This window comes from Pantoea sp. X-Soil-ISGK-355 (genome assembly GCF_059730805.1).
The window spans coordinates 2,452,510-2,471,704 of sequence record NZ_AP035971.1 but is presented as its reverse complement, the minus strand read 5'-3'; the positions used below and the strand labels follow the sequence as shown (position 1 = coordinate 2,471,704).

The following is a 19,195-nucleotide window of genomic DNA, read 5'->3' as shown; positions in this document are numbered from 1 at the left end:
GAACAACATGTTATTAGCGCATGTAGCCCGCGAGGTGAACGAAACCCCTCTCAGAGCCTGTTCGCGCAGCGAACACCATGTTATTAGCGCATGTAGCCCGCGAGGTGAACGAAACCCCTCTCAGAGCCTGTTCGCGCAGCGAACACCATGTTATTAGCGCATGTAGCCCGCGAGGCGAACGAAACCCCTCTCAGAGCCTGTTCGCGCAGCGAACACCATGTTATTAGCGCATGTAGCCCGCGAGGCGAACGAAACTCCTCTCATAGCCTGTTCGCGCAGCGAACACCTCAGCGTCAGCGCAGCAGCCCCGTTCACGCAGCGAACAAACCTCCCCAAGCCAGCGGCGATACACCTACCGGAAAGGCGGCTCATTAAACGTCCGCAGCTTTCGCGAATGCAGCTTATCGCCTTCGGCGCGCAGCAGTTCAACCGCATGGATACCAATCTGCAGATGCTCTGAAATCGCCCCCTCATAGAAGCGGTTTGCCTGACCGGGTAACTTAATCTCGCCGTGCAGCGGCTTGTCGGAGACGCACAGCAGCGTGCCGTACGGCACCCGGAAGCGATAGCCCTGCGCGGCAATGGTGGCGCTCTCCATATCGACCGCTACCGCACGGCTCAGGTTAAAGCGCAGGGCCGACGCGGAGTAACGCAACTCCCAGTTGCGATCGTCGGTAGTCACCACGGTGCCGGTACGCAGGCGCTGTTTCACCTCTTCACCTGGCATGCCGCTCACCGACTTGGTGGCGTCATACAGTGCGCGCTGCACTTCGGCAATGCTTGGCACCGGGATGTCTGGCGGCAGCACGCTGTCGAGTACGTGATCGTCACGCAGATAGGCGTGGGCCAGCACATAGTCGCCGATCCGCTGGCTCTCGCGCAGACCGCCGCAGTGACCAATCATCAGCCAGGCGTGCGGGCGCATCACCGCCAGATGATCGCAGATGGTTTTGGCATTCGACGGGCCGACACCGATATTAATCAGCGTAATGCCACGGCGATTGGGTGAGGTGAGATGCCAGGCAGGCATCTGATGCTTCTTCCACGCCAGATCCGAGAGCATCGACTCGCTGTCGGCGGTGTCGGCCGTCAGCACGACATCACCCGCACAGGCCAGGCTGTCGTAAGGGGTATTGGGATCGCGCACCTGCTCAATTGCCCAGCGCACAAACTCGTCGACATAACGGGTGTAGTTAGTGAACAGTACAAACGGCTGGAAGTGCTCTACGCTGGTGCCGGTGTAGTGACGCAGACGGGCCAGCGAGAAGTCAGTGCGCAGCGCATCGAAGTGCGACAGCGGGAATTTGGCGTCGACGTGAAACAGACCGTCGGTGGTCTCATCGCCAATCTGTGACAGCTCGGTGGTCGGGAAGTGGCGCGCAATACCGGCGCTCATGGTGCGATCCAGCGACAGATCGGAACCGTCGATCACGTAAGGATAGGGGATCTCCTGGCTGGAGGGCACCACGTCGATCTCCAGCTCATATTCCTTCTCCAGCATCGCCAGCTGTTCTGAAATATAGTGGCGCAGCAGCGCCGGGCGGGTGACCGTGGTGCTGTAACTGCCGGTATGGGTAAAGCGGCCCCAGGCACGCGTGCGGTTCTGCTGTGGACCTTCACCGTGCCAGGTGATGCGCAGCTCCGGGTAAACAAAGAGTCCCTTTTCCCGTTCCGCGGCATCGGGCAGCGTGCCGTTTTCGGTAAACACTTTAATCGCCGCACGGAGCGCATCAACGGCACCGTCGTAAAGGCGTTCGAGTTCATCCAGCGCCTGCTGGCTGGTCAGGTTTTTCCGTAGTGTCGGCATGGTTTCTCCTTCCATTTTTTTCCGCAATTTGCCCCAAGCTTAGCGGGTTTGTTGCAGAGATTGGTGAAGAATCTGTGATCGCTTTTTTTTTGCGCTAACGACGCGCGTAATCTGACCAGTGCTGCACTGAGCCGGAACGCACGCCACGAGAATCCGTTAAGAAAATCTTTATTATCGCAACAGGCGATGCCGCCGTGTCTGTTGCGCTGCATATGACAAGAGAGCGGCAGCGCAGCCAGCAGTACCGTGCTGACAGGCGATCGTAACGTCCCGGAAATAATCAGGTTTGCTACAGGGGACGACCCGGTGAGGCAGAATCTGCCGAATCTGAATTAAAAAGTTTGTAACCATGATTAATTTGTCCCGGAAAGACTTTGCATATTTCTCTGCCCACTATCATCATTAGATCTCGTCAGTCTCTTCTGATTTGGTAATCCTTTGCAAAATCCCGGCGTAGCAGTGATGCAGGCGATTAAGCGCACGGCGTGGTACCCGAAACGCCGCTCTTATCGCACGCTCTACTGGCGTGAAATATCGCCATTAGCAGTGCCTATCTTCTTCGAGAACGCCTGTGTGCTGTTGATGGGCGTACTGAGCACCTTCCTGGTCAGCTGGCTGGGCAAAGAGGCAATGGCGGGCGTTGGCCTGGCCGACAGCTTCAATATGGTGATCATCTCGTTCTTTGCGGCTATCGATCTCGGTACCACGGTGGTGGTGGCGTTCAGCCTGGCAAAACGCAACGGCAAGCGCGCCCGTGCCGCCACGCGTCAGTCGCTGGCGATGATGACGATACTCGCCTTTGTGCTGGTGATCGCCATTGAGTTCTGGGGCCATCTCATCGTTGATGCGATAGCCGGTGCCGCCGACCCTAAAGTTAAAGCGCTGGCGCTGAGCTATCTGCAGACCTCCGCCTGGAGCTACCCGGCAGCGGCCATCACGCTGATCGGCAGCGGTGCGCTGCGTGGCGCGGGTAACACCAAAATTCCGATGCTGATTAACGGCGGCATGAACATCCTTAACATCATTATCAGTAGCGTGCTGATCTATGGCTGCTTCTCATGGGACGGTTTGGGGTTTGTCGGCGCCGGACTCGGTCTGACCATCACCCGTTATATCGGGGCGATCGCGGTGATTTACGTGCTGATGATTGGCTTTAATGCCTCGCTGAAAATCACGCTGTCGAGTTATTTCCGACGCTGGAACAGCAGCATTCTGATGGAAGTATTAGGTATAGGTGTGCCTGCCAGTATCGAGTCGGTGCTGTTCAACGGCGGTAAATTGCTGACGCAGGTGTTTGTGGCAGGCATGGGCACCAGTGAGATTGCGGGTAACTTTATCGCGTTCTCGGTTGCGTCGCTGATCAACCTGCCGGGCAATGCGCTGGGTTCAGCATCGACCATTATTACCGGTACCCGTCTGGGCAAAAATCAGGTCTTTCAGGCGGAACGACAGGTGCGGCATGTTTTCTGGCTGGCAACGGCGTGCCTGAGCGCGATAGCGCTGCTGACGGTGCCGCTGGCCGGGTTGCTGGCGCGGTTCTATACCAGCGACCCGGAAGTGATCAACGTAACGAAACATCTGCTCTGGCTGAATGCGCTGTTTATGCCGCTATGGGCTGCGTCATGGGTGCTACCTGCCGGACTTAAGGGCGCACGTGATGCGCGCTACACTATGTATGTGTCGATGTTCAGCATGTGGTGTGCGCGCGTGGTGGTCGGTTATCTGCTGGGTATTCAGCTGGGGATGGGCGTCACCGGCGTCTGGCTGGGGATGTTCCTCGACTGGACGGTGCGTGGCATCTTCTTCTGGTGGCGACTTAACAGCGGCAAGTGGCTTAACCGTTACTATAAAATGATCGCGAAAACCGGGTAGCAACAAGCATATGCCTTCTCCTGGCACCGGGGGAAGGCATCACCTCTCAGGCCCCCGCCTTTAAAAATAACATCTTCGTCACATCTCCAGACTTTCAGGTATAATTTCAGTCAGTTGCACAAAGCCAGTCTCATCAGACAGGGTTAGCGTAATTCCTGCTGCGCATTGACGCAGACATTTCTTATCAAGGTGACCCTATGATCCGTCTGAAAACGGCGCTGGCACTTCTGCCGCTGCTGTGTAGCCCCCCGCTGTGGGCGACAACCTTTGTTTATGTGTCGAATGCCGAATCCGGCACGGTTTCCCGCTATCAGCTCAGCGAGGCGAATGGCAGCCTGCAATGGCGGGGCGATACGCCCGCCGGGAAAAAGATTATGCCGCTGGCGGTCAGCCCGGATGGTAAACATCTCTATGGCGCGCTGCGCTCGCCGCCTTACGCAATCATCAGCTGGCGCGTCACCCGTCCACACGGTGATCTGCAGAAACTGGCGTTGACGCCGGTTAAAGCCAGCTTTCCCTGGATCACTACCGATAAGCGCGGGCGCTACCTGCTGGCCGCCTCCTATGACAGCGATATCGTCACCAGCAACCGGATTGATGATAAAGGCATTGTGACGACCCAGGTTACGGGCGAAGTGAAAACCGGGCCGCATGCCCATTCGGTGATCACCGACGTCAGCAATCATTCGCTCTACGTTGGCAACCTTGGCGCGGATCGGGTGCTGCAATATGCTTTTGCCAGTGACGGGGCGATCACGCCGCTGGGCACCGGTTTTGTTCAGGGCGAGAAGAACAGCGGTGCGCGGCATTCGGTGATATCGCCGGATAATCGCTTCCTCTACAACCTCGCGGAGATGAGCGGCACCATTACGCAGTTCCGGCGTGCAGCCGATGGCACGCTGACGCCATTAAAAACCTGGCCCAATGCGGTGGCGAAGAAATATAACCTGCAGCATGGCGAGCAGCGCCCGGCGGGTTACAGCGATCCGACGCCGCGCATCTGGGCGGCGGACATCAGAATCACGCCGGATGGACAATTTATCTATGTGACCGAGCGCACCTCCAGTACCGTCAGCGGCTATCGGGTAGATAAATCGTCGGGGGAGTTAACACTCATCGGCAGCTGGCCGGTGGAAAAACAGCCGCGCAGTATCGCGATTGATGCCCAGGGCAAATGGCTGATCGTCAGCGGAGAGAAGAGCGCCGTGATTGGCAGCTACGCCATCGCTCCGGCCAGCGGCGAACTTAAACGGGTGGCGGAAGCACCAGCTGGCAAAGGGGCAAACTGGGTGACGCTGATAACGCAGTAACCGGCCGGTGTCTCGCGGCAGCTGATGATGGGCCAGGCAAGGCGCGTTATGCCATTTTCGGCATAAGCAGCGCAGAAATTTTTGGTTCTGATCGGGCGCGTAAGCGGGTTTACTCAGGGCATAAACTGATGCGGAGAACCCGAGATGAAACAGAAACTGATAGCCTGGTTTGAACAGCTGCTGAGCGGCCCTGCGGCGGATGCCCATAGCCATGACATTAACGTTGAACTGCTACTGCCGCTAAGCCAGCTCTATGGACTGGAATACTATCCGGCAGTGCATCGTTATCATGAAAAATAACGGTTGTTGTGCTTTGTCTGGTTAAAGGCCCGCTTCTTTGCGGGCCTTTTTGCGTTCAGGGCTGAGTGTCATTTGAACCTTCATATCTGATCACGAAGATATCTCCATCACTGCTTTTAAACCTGTAAATACCGCCGTACTGCTATAAGAAACAACAATCCTGCGAGAATAAAGAGTTAAGCATGCAGGACAATACTTTCATTTCCTTAACAATCAAAAAGAGCTGCATCCTGCGAAAGTTGCAAGGAAGCTGTGAATTTGATTTAAGGATTAATTATTTATCGATAATTTCACTTTTTCTGAAATTACATCTTTTTTTCAAGTCAATAAGGAACTTCTGATTGTTAAGGTGGTAGTCTGCACGCCTGTCCTTACACAAAACTTACAATAAGTGCCGTTAATACTTCGATGAAAATGCCTCATACAGGGAAGTGGCTGGTTTTCGGAGCCAGTTTTTTTATCAGCCATCTCATGGCTGCGCCGGTTACGCCCGGTGACCTTGACGTTATTCAGAATCAGCAGCAGCAGCGTCTGCAACAGGATCAGCAGCAGCGCGACGCGTTAACGCAGGCGCATCAGGTTGAACTGCAACAATCAGTGCCGGTTCCTGCTCATGGTCCCTGCTTCGCTATCCGCCAGATTACCCTGCAACAGGCGACGTTAATTACGCCAGATAAGCAGGCGAAACTCGTCGCGCCTTACATCAATCAGTGTCTGAGTCTGGCGCGCATTAATCAGCTGGTACGCGAGATATCTGAATGGTATGTCCAGCGGGGCTATATCACCAGCCGGGCCTTCCTGACAGAACAGAACCTGTCTCACGGGATTTTAACGATTACCGTGCTTGAGGGAAGGCTGGAAGAAATTCGGTTGCAGGGTGTCCGTTCACGTCAGTTGACAATGGCATTCCCGACCCGTGCCGGTCGCATTTTAAATTTACGCGACATTGAACAGGGTATGGAGCAGATAAACCGGCTGCGTACCACGCCGGTTCAGATTGAAATCATCCCGTCAGCTAAGCCCGGTTATTCCATCGTCAATCTGACCAGCACGCCTGAATTCCCGCTGACGCTGGGGCTGAATATGGACAACAGCGGCCAGCGAACGACGGGCACTGGTCAGCTTTCCGCCTCGCTGGTGGGTAATGACCTGTTGGGCATTGCCGATCGCTGGTTTGTCAGCGGTGGTCGCAGCAGCGCTTTCAGCGACTGGCGTGACGCGCAAAATTTCCAGGCGGGCGTCAGCGTGCCTTATGGCTATGGGCTGCTGGATTACAGCTATAGCTGGAGCAATTATCACAGCCGCTTTAACGCCAATAGCTTCGACTGGTACAGCAACGGCGACAACATCTCTAATCGTATCAGCGGCTCGTGGGTGCTGTTCCGCAACGGGCAAATCAAAACCGGCGTTCAGCTCGGGCTGAACCATTATGTCAGCCATAACTGGCTGAACCAGACGCTGTTGCAAAGCAGTAGCCGCAAACTGACCAGTCTGCAGATCGGTTTTAACCATACGCAAAAAATTGCAGGTGGGGTGGCCACCCTGAACCCGATGCTGAGCCGCGGGATGCCGTGGTTTGATGCGGAAAGCGACAAGGGTAAAAGCGACGATTTTCCGAAAGCTGAATTCCGCAAATGGAGCGTCAGCAGCAGCTATCAGCGGCCAGTTACTCAGAAAATGTGGTGGCTCAGCAGTTTTTACGCTCAGTGGTCGCCGGATCGCCTCTATGGCAGCGAACGCCTGACGATTGGTGGCGAGAACTCGGTTCGCGGCTACAAGGAGCAATACCTGTCCGGCGATGTTGGCGGCTATCTGCGTAACGAACTGAATTACTCGCTGTTTACCTTGCCTGCAATCGGCGAGGTCAGCACCACCCTGGCGCTGGACGGCGGGTGGCTCCAGAGCGACAAACAGGATCGCTACGCAGCAGGCACGCTGTGGGGCAGTTCGCTGGGACTTGGCACCCGTAACGCGCATGTCTCCACTCAGCTGTCGCTGGGCATCCCTGTCAGCTATCCCGATTACCTTGCGCCTGACCGCCTCAGCGTTTACGCGCGTATTGGACTCGTTTTCTAAAAAAAGGCCCCGATTATGGATGATCAAATAACGCTTTCACTGCCGCGTCGTCTGCTGAGCTATCTCATCTGCTCGCTGATCGCGTTTCAGCCACTGCTGCCCGCCTTTTCAGCCGCGATTACGCCTGCGACACAGGGTACTCAGGTGGATGCTGCCGGGAATGGCGTGCAGGTCATCAATATCGCGACGCCGAATGCGGCGGGCCTGTCGCACAACCAGTATCAGAATTACAACGTCGGTCAGGAAGGGTTGATCCTGAACAACACAACCGGCCGGTTGACGCAGACGCAACTGGGTGGACTCATCCAGAACAACCCGAATCTGAAAGCGGGGCAGGAAGCCAGGGCAATCATCAACGAGGTGGTCGGGGCCAACCGTTCTCAGCTTCAGGGCTACACCGAAGTGGCGGGTAAAGCGGCCAACGTTATGGTCGCCAACCCCTATGGCATTACCTGTAACGGCTGCGGTTTTATCAATACGCCAAACGTGACGCTGACTACCGGTAAACCGCAGCTGGATGCGCAGGGCAATCTGCAATCGCTGGAGGTGACGAAAGGCGCAATCAGCATTGAGGGTAAAGGACTGGATGGCAGCCAGGCTGATGCTGTCTCGATCATCGCGCGCGCAACCGAAATCAACGCGGGCATCCATGCCAAAGATCTTAATGTGACGCTGGGCGCAAACCGGGTTGGTGCGGATGGCAGCGTGACACCCATCGCGGGCGAAGGTGCTGCGCCAGCGGTCGCCGTAGATACCGGCGCGCTGGGTGGCATGTACGCAAACCGCATCCATCTGGTCTCCAGCGAAAACGGCGTCGGCGTTAATCTCGGTAATCTGAATGCCCGTCAGGGCGATATGGTGCTGGATGCGCAGGGTCGCTTAAGCATCAACAACAGCCTGACCAGCGGCACGCTGACGGTAAAAGGCAGCAGCATCGCCCTGCAGGGAGAACATAAAGCCGGGGGCAATGTCGCGCTGACAGCGCAGCAGGATATTGCTTTAACGGGCGCAAAACTGGGTAGCGACGCGGCGCTCGAGCTGAAAAGTCAGGGGCAGATAACGCTTAAAGGCAGCAGCCTGACGGCAGGCCAGACGGCCCGTCTCAGCGGCCAGGCTCTGGATATTGATAACAGCAGCAGCGGCAATGCGTCAGACGCGATGCAGCTCTCTGCCAACGCGCAGCTACAGAATAGCGGTCAGATGACAGCTGGAAAGAAACTTGATCTTCAGGCCGCACAGATCATCAACAGTGGCAGCCTGATTAGTCAGGGTGACCTGCAGGTTCGCACCAGCACGCTGCGGCAGCAGGGTATGTTACTGGCTCAGGGTAATAACAGTATCGTTGCCGGACAGCTCAGCAATGACGGTGAGATCAGCGGCAGCAGCCTGAACATTCAAAGTGGGTCAATCAATAACGGGGGCAAGCTGTTAAGCCGCGGCGATGCGCTGATCACCGCAGACAGCGTGCAGCAACGCGGCACCCTTTCAGCCAGCAACACGAATCAGCTTAACGTTACCGGCGCGCTGAACAACAGCGGTGAAGTGAGCGGGAGCAGTCTGAATATCCACAGTGGATCGCTGCTTAACAGCGGGTATCTGCTGGGCAGTCAGCAGACAGACATCACCTCTGGCATCCTGCAGCAGGATGGAACGCTCTCATCCCAGGGCAGACTGCAGCTGAAAGTCACCGATCGGTTAAGTAACAGCGGTGAACTGAGCGGAAATAGCCTGGATATAACCAGCGACACGCTCGACAACAGCGGAAAAATGATCAGCAGCGGCGATGCCCTGCTCACCGCTAGTCGTCTGAATCAGGACGGCACGCTCTCCGCGCAGGGGAATGCAACGCTTAATATCGCTGACACCTTCAGCAACAGCGGCAAAATGGTCAGTCAGCGCCTGCAAATTGATGCCCCGACACTGATTAACAGCGGCGAGATGATGAGTCATAGCGATGTTGTGATGAACGCCGATACGCTGCAGCAAAACGGCTCGTTCACCGCCCGGGGTGACGCGCAGTTGACCGCCCGTGGCTGGCTGGAAAATCAGGGCGCCATCAGCAGTCAGAACGCCCTGATCCTGAACAGCGCGCAACTGCGCAATACAGGTTCATTAACTGCACCCAATCTGACTCTCACCGCCGGGCAAATCACTAATAGCGGTCTGCTGCAGGGCATTCAGCTGCTCGCCTTCCATACCGGGCAGCTGGATAACCAGGCTGCGGGTACGATCAGCTCTGACAACGACTTTGCCCTCGCGCTGCCACAGCTCAATAACAGCGGATTGATCACCAGCGGCAAAACACTGACTGCCACAGGCGACCAGCTGAACAACAGCGGAGAGATCAACGCTGCTAGCCTGAGCACCACACTCAAAAACTTACATAATCAGCAGGGCGGTAAATTGCTGGCAGATGATCAGCTCCGGTTGCAGGGCGATGCGCTGATCAATCAGGGTACGATGGCTGCCGGCACGCTGAACAGTGATGTCAGTCAGATCACTAACAGCGGGACGGTCCAGGGCGACAAGGCATTATCGTTGCAGGGCAACGCGTTAACCAACAACGGCACGCTGCTGAGCGCAGGCCAGCTGAGTGTGAAACAGCAGACGCTGGACAACAGCGGACTTGTGCAGGGCAAGCAGCTGACAGTGAATATTGACCACTGGCAGAACAGCGGCAATGCCCTGAGTGAGACTGACGCCGATCTGCAAAGCGATACCCTGATCAATAGCGGCAAAATTCTGGGGCAGCAGGGCATCGCACTGAAATCTGACCACACCGATAACAGCGGCTGGCTGATTGCGCAGGCGCTGACGCTGCGCGGCGACATGATCAACAGCGGCCTGATTCAGGGTAATCAAAAGATTACGCTGCAGGGCAGCCAGCTGGACAATCAGCAGGGCGGCCAGTTGCTCAGTGACGGCACGCTGGACGGTGACTTTATTGCTTTAAATAACCACGGTGCAATGCAGGCCGGGGAGATGAAATTAAACGCGGGGACGTTGCAGAACGACGGCACTGTTCTTGCCGGAAAAGCATTCACTGCTGTGATTAACGGTGCGCTGACCAACAGCGGCAATCTGCTCAGCCAGCAGCAGATGAATCTGCAGGCAGCAGAGATTAATAATCAGGGCACACTGGCGGCGGATAACCTCAGCCTGCATGCGCCAGTGCTCAGCAACGCCGGTCTGCTACAGGGCAACAGCACGTTGCTGCTGGATCATCAGCAACTGCATAACCTCAATGGCGGGCAGTTGATCGCCGGAGGACCGCTGACGCTGACCTTAGATCAGCTGGATAACGCCGGGTTGCTGCAGGTTAACGGTGCGCTGGCGGTCAACGGCAACCGTCTCAACAACAGCGGACGTTTGTTGAGTGACAACCTGGATCTTCAGATTGGCGATACGCTGACGAACAGCGGGACGGGGCAGATCGTGACCGGCCAGCAGGCCGACCTGCAGGCAAAAACCCTCAGTAACAGCGGCCAGATTGCGGCACAGCAACTCAGCGCCAGCGGTAATACGCTGGAAAACAGCGGGCTGCTCCAGGGCGACACGCTACTGGATCTCGGATTTGCTCAGACCCTCAATCACAACAATGGGCAGCTGCTGAGCGGCGATCGACTGATCGTTCAGGGCGGTAGCGCGGTCAATGATGGCAGCTGGCAGGGTCAGCAACTCGACGTCACGCTGGATTCGCTCACCAATCGCGGCAGCATCAATGGCATCAGCGCCTTGCGCGCTGACATCGCCAGCGATCTGATCAACAGTGGCACGCTGGTCAGTCAGGGAGAAGGCGACCTGAACGCCAGCACGCTGCGCAATAGCGGCAAAATAATGGCGAACCGGCTGGGGTTTCAGAGCACCAGCCTGAACAACGACGGTCTGTTACAGGGCAACACGGCGCTGACTGCTCAGGCCGATAACATCACGCAATCAGCCGGCGGCAAAACACTGAGCGGCGGAACACTGACGCTCAATGCAGGCCAGATTAACACTCAGGGGCTGCTGCAGGGCGAGCAGGCAACGGTTATTGCGGATAACTGGCTGCATCAGGGATCGCTGCTGGGCAGCAAAGATCTGAACGTCAGCATCAGCAATGAGCTGCATAACACCGGCTCTCTGATGAGTCAGGACAAAGCCCAGGTTGCGGCTGGCACGCTGAACAACAGCGGCTCACTGCTCAGTGAAGGGGCGATGACGCTGAACGGTGCCGCGCTGAATAACAGCGGATCGGTGCAGGGTAAAACCCTGACCATTACCCCCGCCAGCGTGATTAATCAGGGCAGCCTGATTGGACTGCAGGCATTAACGTTTGCGGCAATGCCACAGGTGAGCGGACGAATGCTGCTCAGGGCGCTTGCCGCACCAGCACGTCAGCTGATCAATAATCAGGGCGGATCGCTGCTGACGCAGGGCACGCTGAACATCAACGGCGGTGACGTTGTGAATAACGGCAGCTGGCAGGGTCAGCAGATCCTGCTGAATGCCCGGCAACTGACCAATAATGGCGCGATCCAGAGTGCTGATGCGCTGCAACTGATTCTGGCGGACCGCCTTGATGCGGGCGCGGGCAGCAAGATTTCGGCGAATGGTACGGCGGCGCTACAGGCACTGACGCTGACCAATCAGGGCGAATGGATTGCCAGAAACCTGACGCTGCGCGGTGACACGTTAAACAATAACGGCGCCGTGACCGGTGTCGAGGCGCTGACGGTGGGCCTTAACGGTGCTCTGACCCAGCAGCAGGATAAAACGCTGCTCAGCGCGGGCAAGCTGACGCTTCAGTCATCCTCACTCAATAATGCCGGACGCGTGCAGGGCGGCGACCTGCAGATCACCAGTGGCGCAGTGGATAACAACGGGCGCTTACAGGGCGACAACAGCCTGCTGATCAGTGCCGTTGGGCGCATCACTAACGGCGGTAACGGTGCCGTGATCACCCAAAACGCCCTGACGCTGACCGGGCCGGAACTGTTCAACTATGGCCTGATTCAGGGCAGTGGCAACGGTGTCGCGACGATTACCGGTTTAACGCAAAATGATGGCCGGTGGCTCTCGGGCGGTGCGCAGACAATCAATACGCCGCAGCTCAATAACAACGGCTGGTTGCAGGCGTCGCAGCTGATTCTTAATGCGACCAATGCCAGCAACAATGGCACACTGCTGGCCGACGGTCAGGGCACGCTGACCGGCAATGGCTTCAGCAACCAGGGCACAGCCCAGGGCGGCAACCTTGAGGTTAATTATCAGCAGGTCAACAACAGCGGTACGCTGCTGGGTAACAACCGGCTAAGTGTGATGGCGGCTCAGTTCGGTCAGCAAGGTAGTGGTCGTCTGTTCAGCGGTGGTGACCTGCTGGTTCACAGCAATGGCTTTGATCAGAACGGACAGGTGGTGGCGCTGGGTAATGCCACGCTGGACATCGCGAATGGTTTTACCGGTCGCGATGTGCTGGCTGCGGGCGGGCGACTCACCGTCAGCAGTAATGGCGCGATAGAAAACCAGGGCACGATGCAGGGCGGGGCGCTGACGCTGAGTGCAGGCGGCGATCTCACCAATAATGGTCAGCTCACTACCGGTTCGGGTGACAGTGCCTTAAGCGGCAACCGCATCGCCATGAACGGAAATGGCAGTCTGCAGGGTGGCGGTAATATCAGCCTGAACAGCCGCAGTGACATCACTGTTGATGGTTTTACGGGTACGTTGGGCAATCTGACCCTCAGCGCACTGGGCAGCATCGTTAACACCGCGCTGCTTTATGCGGGCAGCAATCTCTCGCTGTTTGCTAACAGTATTAAAAACCAGCGTGCCGATATGCTGGCAGGCGGCAGTATGTGGCTTCAGGGCGATGCCGCAGGGAATGCCAGCGGCGAGGTGATCAATAACTCCGGCACCATCGAAACGCAGAACGGCGATATCACGATTAATACGGGACATTTGCTGAACACGCGGGATGGGCTGAGGACATCGCAGACGGACGCGACCTCACCTTCACGAGCTGGTGTAGGTAATGCCACTATTAAAATTAATGTTAATGAGTTACCTGCCGGATCTTATGGTTACTTCACCATAACTCAAACAAAAGAGAGCGGTGGAGGATGTTCCGGGGCTGATGGTGGATGCACAGTACGTACTACAACAAAAAATTACTACGCGCCATTTCAGTCAGCGTTAATTCAGAAGTTTGCGCTTTCCGGTTCAACGGTAGATGTCAGTAGTGACGGCGCAGCAGGTCTCGTTTCATCCGGGCACGACTTGCTGATAAGGGCAAATAATCTGGATAACCAGGCGAGTAATCTGCTTGCGAGTCGTAATATTAGTCTTGTTGGCGATAATTTAAATAATCAGTCATGGCAGGCCGGTGTACAGAATAACTATGCGGTTTATGAATATAAGGGCAATAAACCTACCAACAATGTAACGGGTCCTAATACCGGTGCATTTAAAGGTACGGGCCAGTTGGAAACTGAAAGTAATTTCATTACCTATACCCTTACCGGTCAAGAGACAACCTTTACACCTGGGCAACTCTACCGCGCCGTTATTCAGGCCGGGGGCGACGTCTCTGCTAACTTCAGCGGCGATATCAGTAATACCAACACCACAGCGAATGCCGGCTGGAGTGGTAATACGCTTTCAGCCCCGGCTTTACGCGCCTTACCCGCGACAGGCATCGCTGGCGCGCAGTCTCATCAGCAACTGGTAACCGCTGATAAAGCCGCAATCAATACACCACAATGGCGCGACCAGCTCCAGAATGCACTGCAGCAGGTCAATGGCGCAGGGGCGCTGGAGTCAGCTTCACAGGGCAGCGCTCCGCTGACGCAATATGTTGCGGCGGGTAAGAATAACGCAGCACTGGGTAAAGCCGTCAACCTGACAAATGCTCCTCAGGGTCCTGCATCGCTGCATAACTATAAGGCCGCTGAGGTCGATATCAGCGCCTATCCATTACCTTCAGGTGAGAACGGCTACTTTGTCGCGTCGAACAACAATAGCCGCTATCTGATTACCGTTAACCCCAAACTTAACGGCCTTGGTCAGCTGGATCAGAGCCTGTTCGGCGAGCTGAACGCAAAACTCAGCAAACAGCCTGCTACCACGCCATTACAGGAAACACGTCCTCAGTATACCGACGAGAAGGCTTTCCTCGGCTCCTCGTACATGCTCGATCGCCTGAACCTGAAGCCAGATTATGATTATCGTTTTCTCGGTGATGCGGCATTTGATACCCGCTACGTCAGCAATGCGGTACTGAACCAGACCGGTAATCGCTATATCAATGGCCTGGGATCCGATCTCGCCCAGATGCGTTATCTGATGGACAACGCTGCGGCGGCGCAACAGTCGCTGGGACTGGAGTTTGGTGTCTCACTCTCTGCCGGGCAACTCGCCTCTTTAGACAAGAGTATGGTCTGGTGGGAAGCCACCACGATCAACGGTGAAACGGTGATGGTGCCGAAGCTTTATCTGTCGACTAAAGATGTGGAAGTGCGCGATGGCAGCGTCATTGCAGGGAACAACGTGACGCTGAAAGGCGGGAACGTCACCAACACCGGCAGTAGCGTGATGGCCAAAAACGATCTGACCATCGACAGCCAGAATACGCTCAGTAACCTCAACGCCGGTCTGCTCCATGCGGGTGGTGACCTGCAACTTAGCGCACTGAACGATATTAACAACGTTAGCGCGACCATCAGCGGTAAAAAGGTTGAGCTTGAGAGTCTTAACGGTGATATCAACAACCTGACCACGTCACAGCTCTGGCATCTGGATGCAGGCAACGGTAAGGGTGCGAAGAAATCCTATACCGAAACCCTGTTCGGGCCAACGGCGAGCATCACGTCACTGGATTCTCTGAGTCTTAAGGCGGGCAACGATATTACCGTCACCGGCGCTAACCTCAAAGCGGGTGGCGATCTGCTGCTGAACGCCTGGAATGATATTGCAATCACCGGCAATCAGAACGTCACTGGCAGCGCGCAATCCGGCTTCGGAAACCGTTGGCAAAAGGTGGATGCGACCAGCACAACCACCGTCACCACAGTCGGCAGCCAGATCGCCGCAGGCGGCAACATGGCGATGCAGGCGGGCCACGATCTGACTGTTACCGCCAGCAGCATCAGCGCAGGTAAAAACGCGGCGCTGGCAGCCGGTAACGATCTTAATCTCAACAGCGCGACCACCAGCCTGAATGATCTGAAGGGTAAACGTGAAACCCATTCAACCGGGCTGGATCGCACGACGCTGACCAGTGGCGGCGACGTAGCACTTAAGGCCGGACGCGATCTCAATAGCCAGGCGGCAGGCATCGCCGCAGACAAAGACGTGACCTTGCAGGCGGGGCGTGATGTCAATCTGCTGGCGGCTGAAACCGGTTCTGGCAACAGCTACAAATCTGGTAAGAAGGTCGAGATTAATGAGTCGGTACGCCAGCAGGGCACTGAAATTGTCAGCGGCGGCAGTACGACGGTTAAAGCGGGCCGGGATGTTAACAGTGAAGCGGCTCAGGTTACCGCCAGCGGTGATATCGCAGTGGGTGCCGGACGTGACATCAACCTGACGACTGTAACTGATAGCGATTATGCCTACAAAGAAGAGACCAAAGCCAAAAAAGGATTTTTGAGTAAAAAGACCACCCATACCATTAGCGAAGACAGTAATACGCGTGAAAATGGCACCCTGCTGAGCGGCGACAATGTCACGCTTAATGCGGGCAACAATTTACTTGTACAGGGTTCACAGGTCGCAGGCGATGGCACCGTAGCGCTCAGGGCCGGTAACAACGTGGATATTGTTGCTGCGACCAATACAGACTCAACCTGGCGCTTTTCGGAAACGAAGAAAAGCGGCCTGATGGGAACCGGCGGCATCGGCATCACGGTGGGCAGCAGTAAATCGGTCCATGACTTACGTGACAAGGGCACCACCCAGAGTCAGAGTGCCAGCACGGTGGGCAGCACGGGCGGTAACGTCAGCATTGTTGCGGGTGGACAGGCTCATGTCAGCGGCTCAGATCTGGTGGCGGGGCGTGATCTCGCCATTACCGGCGACAGCGTAATCATCGATCCGGGCCATGATAAACGGACTCACGATGAACTGTTTGAGCAGAAGAAGAGCGGGCTGACACTGGCGTTATCCGGTGCCGTCGGTGATGCCATCAATAATGCCGTTGCCGCCGCACAATCCTCGAAAAAAGAGAGTGATGGTCGTCTGGCTGCTCTGCAGGCAACAAAGGCTGCGCTCTCTGGCGTTCAGGCGGCCCAGGCCAGCCAGATGGCGGAAGTGAGTGCCGATCCCAGCAATGGAATGGGCGTCAGTCTTTCACTGAATACGCAGAAATCCAAATCGCAGCAGCATCAGAGCACGGACAGCGTTTCGGGATCTACGATCAATGCTGGCAATAATCTCGCGATCACTGCCATAGGAAAAAATAACAGTGCGCACAGTGGTGATATTCAGATTGCCGGAAGTCAGCTGAAAGCAGCAGGCGACAGCAGTCTGCATGCGGCTAATGATATTTTACTGACCGGCGCAGCAAATACTCAGGAGAGCAGCGGTAAGAACAGCAGCAGCGGCGGCGGGGTGGGCGTCAGTATGGGTGCCGGCCAGGGCAGTGCAGGCATCAGTATTTTTGCCAGCATCAATGGTGCCAAAGGCAAAGAGAGCGGCAACGGCACGCGATGGACCGAGACCACACTTGACAGTGGCGGCAGACTTAACCTCACCAGCGGGCGCGACACCACACTGGAGGGCGCACAGGTCAGCGCTGACCAGGTCATCGCAAACGCAGGGCGCGATTTAACCCTGACCAGCCAGCAGGACAGCGATCGTTACGATTCAAAACAGACCAGCTACGGCGCGGGCGGCAGCTTTACCTTTGGTTCGATGACGGCTTCCGGATATGCCAGCATCAATCAGGACAAAATGCACAGCAACTACGACAGTGTGCAGGAGCAAAGCGGTATCTATGCCGGTAAAGGCGGCTTCGATATCACCGTCGGCAATCACACGCAGCTTAACGGTGCAGTGATTGCCAGCCAGGGTGATGCCGCAGATAACCGTCTGGATACCGGCACGCTGGGCTTCAGCGACATCGGTAACGCTGCTGACTATAAAGTCAGTCACAGCGGCGGCAGCATTGCGCTGTCGAATGGCGCTGGCATGGGTAAACAGATGCTTGCTAACGCCGCCTCCAACAGTGCCAGCACGCTGTTATCGGGTCTGAATAATAAAGGGCACGCCGAAGGCACCACCCAGGCTGCCGTGGCCAATGGCACCATCATTGTCCGCGATCAGAACAGGCAGAAGCAGGACGTATCGGCGCTCAGCCGTGACACTGAGCATGCTAACGACAGCATCAGCGCGATCTTTGACAAAGAGAAAGAGCAGAAGCGGCTTCAGACCGCTCAGTTAGCCGGTGAAATCAGCGGCCAGATGACAAATATCGTCACAACCATGGGCGATATCAGAGGGCTTGAGAAAGCGCAGAGTGCGAAGAACGCAGAAACGCTGCCCGCCGGAGCAACTGAAAAACAGCGGGGAGAGTGGCTGGAGAAAATGCGTGATTCGCCAGAGTATCAGGCGGAGATGAAGCAGTGGGGTATCGGCAGCACGTCGCAGAAGGTCGCACAGACGGTTGGCAGCATCCTGACGGGGCTGGTAACCGGCAATGCAGGTCAGGCGGTCGCAGGCGGCCTTAATCCGTGGGCAGCGCAGCTGATTAAGAAGGAAACGACCGACGCTTCCGGCAACGTTGACGTGGCAACCAATGCCATGGCACATGCGGTATGGGGTGCGGTATCATCGCAGATGTCCGGGGGAAGTGCGGCAGCGGGTGCGGCGGGCGCGTTCAGCGGCGAGCTTGCCACACGCTATATTGCAGAGAAGTACTGGGGCGCGGACACGCCAGAGAAGATAGCGGCGCTGGGGCAGGAAGACCGCGAGCAACTGAGCCTGCTCGGCACGCTGGCGGCAGGACTGGCGGGCGGCATGGCGGGTAACAGCAGTGCTGCTGCGACGAGCGGCGCGATTGCCGGGAAGAATGCGGTTGAGAATAATGCGCTGAGCGTCCAGCAAAACCAGGATCGGGCCAACGAAATGACCCAGTGTCAGGGTGATGCCTGCAATGCCGTTATTGAAAAATATAAGAAAATAAATGCCGAGCAGCATGACAGCGTGGTGAACTGCTCCGGTGCTAAGGACTGTGTTGATAAAGCGAATGATGTTGGCAGGTTGCAAACTGAGTATGCTAACCGTACCAATGAGTTACTGGAAAAAGCCCGAGCTGATGGTGGTCTGAGTCCGGCAGCACAGAACGAGCTTTCCTTCCTTCAGGTAACGACGATCCAGCTAGAAGCGGACAGAAATGCAGCGATTCATAATGCGTTGATGTCTGGTGATTCGGAAGAGGCGAAGCAGCTTGCGATTAACTCGCTGGCTCAGGTGGTTGGAACCAGTGCTGCAGGGATTGCTGCTGGAATCGGGAAAAGTAAAGGAAGCGCGATGCCTGTTCCTACCCCAACCCGGGCTGAAAATGGCTTGGTTTATCAATCGAATGGTAAACATACGCCCGGGCAAGCCGGTTATAATAGAAACGCTGGAACAGAACCTACAAACTCTATTCAGTTGTTTAGTAATTCAGTAGAGAATGGGAAGAAAAGGTATGCATTGGACGAGAATGGCAATGTACATCAGTTTACGAATACAAATGATGGTTCGTGGCATTGGTCAGGGAGCACGGGAGATGCATCAGTCCCAATCAAAAAAAGCGATATACCCAATGCTGTTAAAAAAGAATTCGGGTTGCCTGGGAAATGGAGATAAA

The 19,195-nt window shown here is 56.1% G+C and carries 6 protein-coding genes; 5 read left to right on the top strand and 1 reads right to left on the bottom strand.

Annotated elements, in window-relative coordinates; genetic code table 11:
* Positions 1-352 precede the first annotated feature (352 nt).
* Positions 353-1,807, bottom strand: a complete 1,455-nt coding sequence (locus AC6I8J_RS11480) for an AMP nucleosidase (protein WP_222925324.1) — start codon at positions 1,805-1,807, stop codon at positions 353-355.
* 462 nt (positions 1,808-2,269) lie between these two features.
* Between AC6I8J_RS11480 and AC6I8J_RS11475 the strand changes: the two genes are divergently transcribed.
* From AC6I8J_RS11475 to AC6I8J_RS11455, 5 genes are all read left to right on the top strand, one after another.
* Positions 2,270-3,679 (top strand): EmmdR/YeeO family multidrug/toxin efflux MATE transporter, encoded by a 1,410-nt coding sequence (locus tag AC6I8J_RS11475; RefSeq protein WP_161736528.1) that lies wholly within the window; start codon positions 2,270-2,272, stop codon positions 3,677-3,679.
* A gap of 197 nt (positions 3,680-3,876) precedes the next feature.
* Positions 3,877-4,989: a lactonase family protein gene (locus tag AC6I8J_RS11470; protein WP_253419077.1), complete on the top strand. Its 1,113-nt coding sequence runs from the start codon at positions 3,877-3,879 to the stop codon at positions 4,987-4,989.
* Between the two features lie 144 nt (positions 4,990-5,133).
* Positions 5,134-5,289: a hypothetical protein gene (locus tag AC6I8J_RS11465; protein ID WP_202605085.1), complete on the top strand. Its 156-nt coding sequence runs from the start codon at positions 5,134-5,136 to the stop codon at positions 5,287-5,289.
* Positions 5,290-5,697: 408 nt separating this feature from the next.
* A complete protein-coding gene (locus AC6I8J_RS11460) occupies positions 5,698-7,365 on the top strand; it encodes a ShlB/FhaC/HecB family hemolysin secretion/activation protein (RefSeq protein ID WP_260058444.1) in 1,668 nt (555 codons plus the stop codon).
* A 15-nt stretch (positions 7,366-7,380) separates the two neighbouring features.
* Positions 7,381-19,194, top strand: a complete 11,814-nt coding sequence (locus AC6I8J_RS11455; protein ID WP_497825376.1) for a hemagglutinin repeat-containing protein — start codon at positions 7,381-7,383, stop codon at positions 19,192-19,194.
* The last annotated feature ends 1 nt before the right edge of the window (position 19,195 follow it).

Coding starts and splice junctions, on each gene's coding strand:
- AC6I8J_RS11470 (WP_253419077.1), top strand. CDS start 3,877: ATGATCCGTCTGAAAACGGCGCTGGCACTTCTGCCGCTGCTGTGTAGC.
- AC6I8J_RS11475 (WP_161736528.1), top strand. CDS start 2,270: ATGCAGGCGATTAAGCGCACGGCGTGGTACCCGAAACGCCGCTCTTAT.
- AC6I8J_RS11465 (WP_202605085.1), top strand. CDS start 5,134: ATGAAACAGAAACTGATAGCCTGGTTTGAACAGCTGCTGAGCGGCCCT.
- AC6I8J_RS11455 (WP_497825376.1), top strand. CDS start 7,381: ATGGATGATCAAATAACGCTTTCACTGCCGCGTCGTCTGCTGAGCTAT.
- AC6I8J_RS11480 (WP_222925324.1), bottom strand. CDS start 1,807: ATGCCGACACTACGGAAAAACCTGACCAGCCAGCAGGCGCTGGATGAA.
- AC6I8J_RS11460 (WP_260058444.1), top strand. CDS start 5,698: ATGAAAATGCCTCATACAGGGAAGTGGCTGGTTTTCGGAGCCAGTTTT.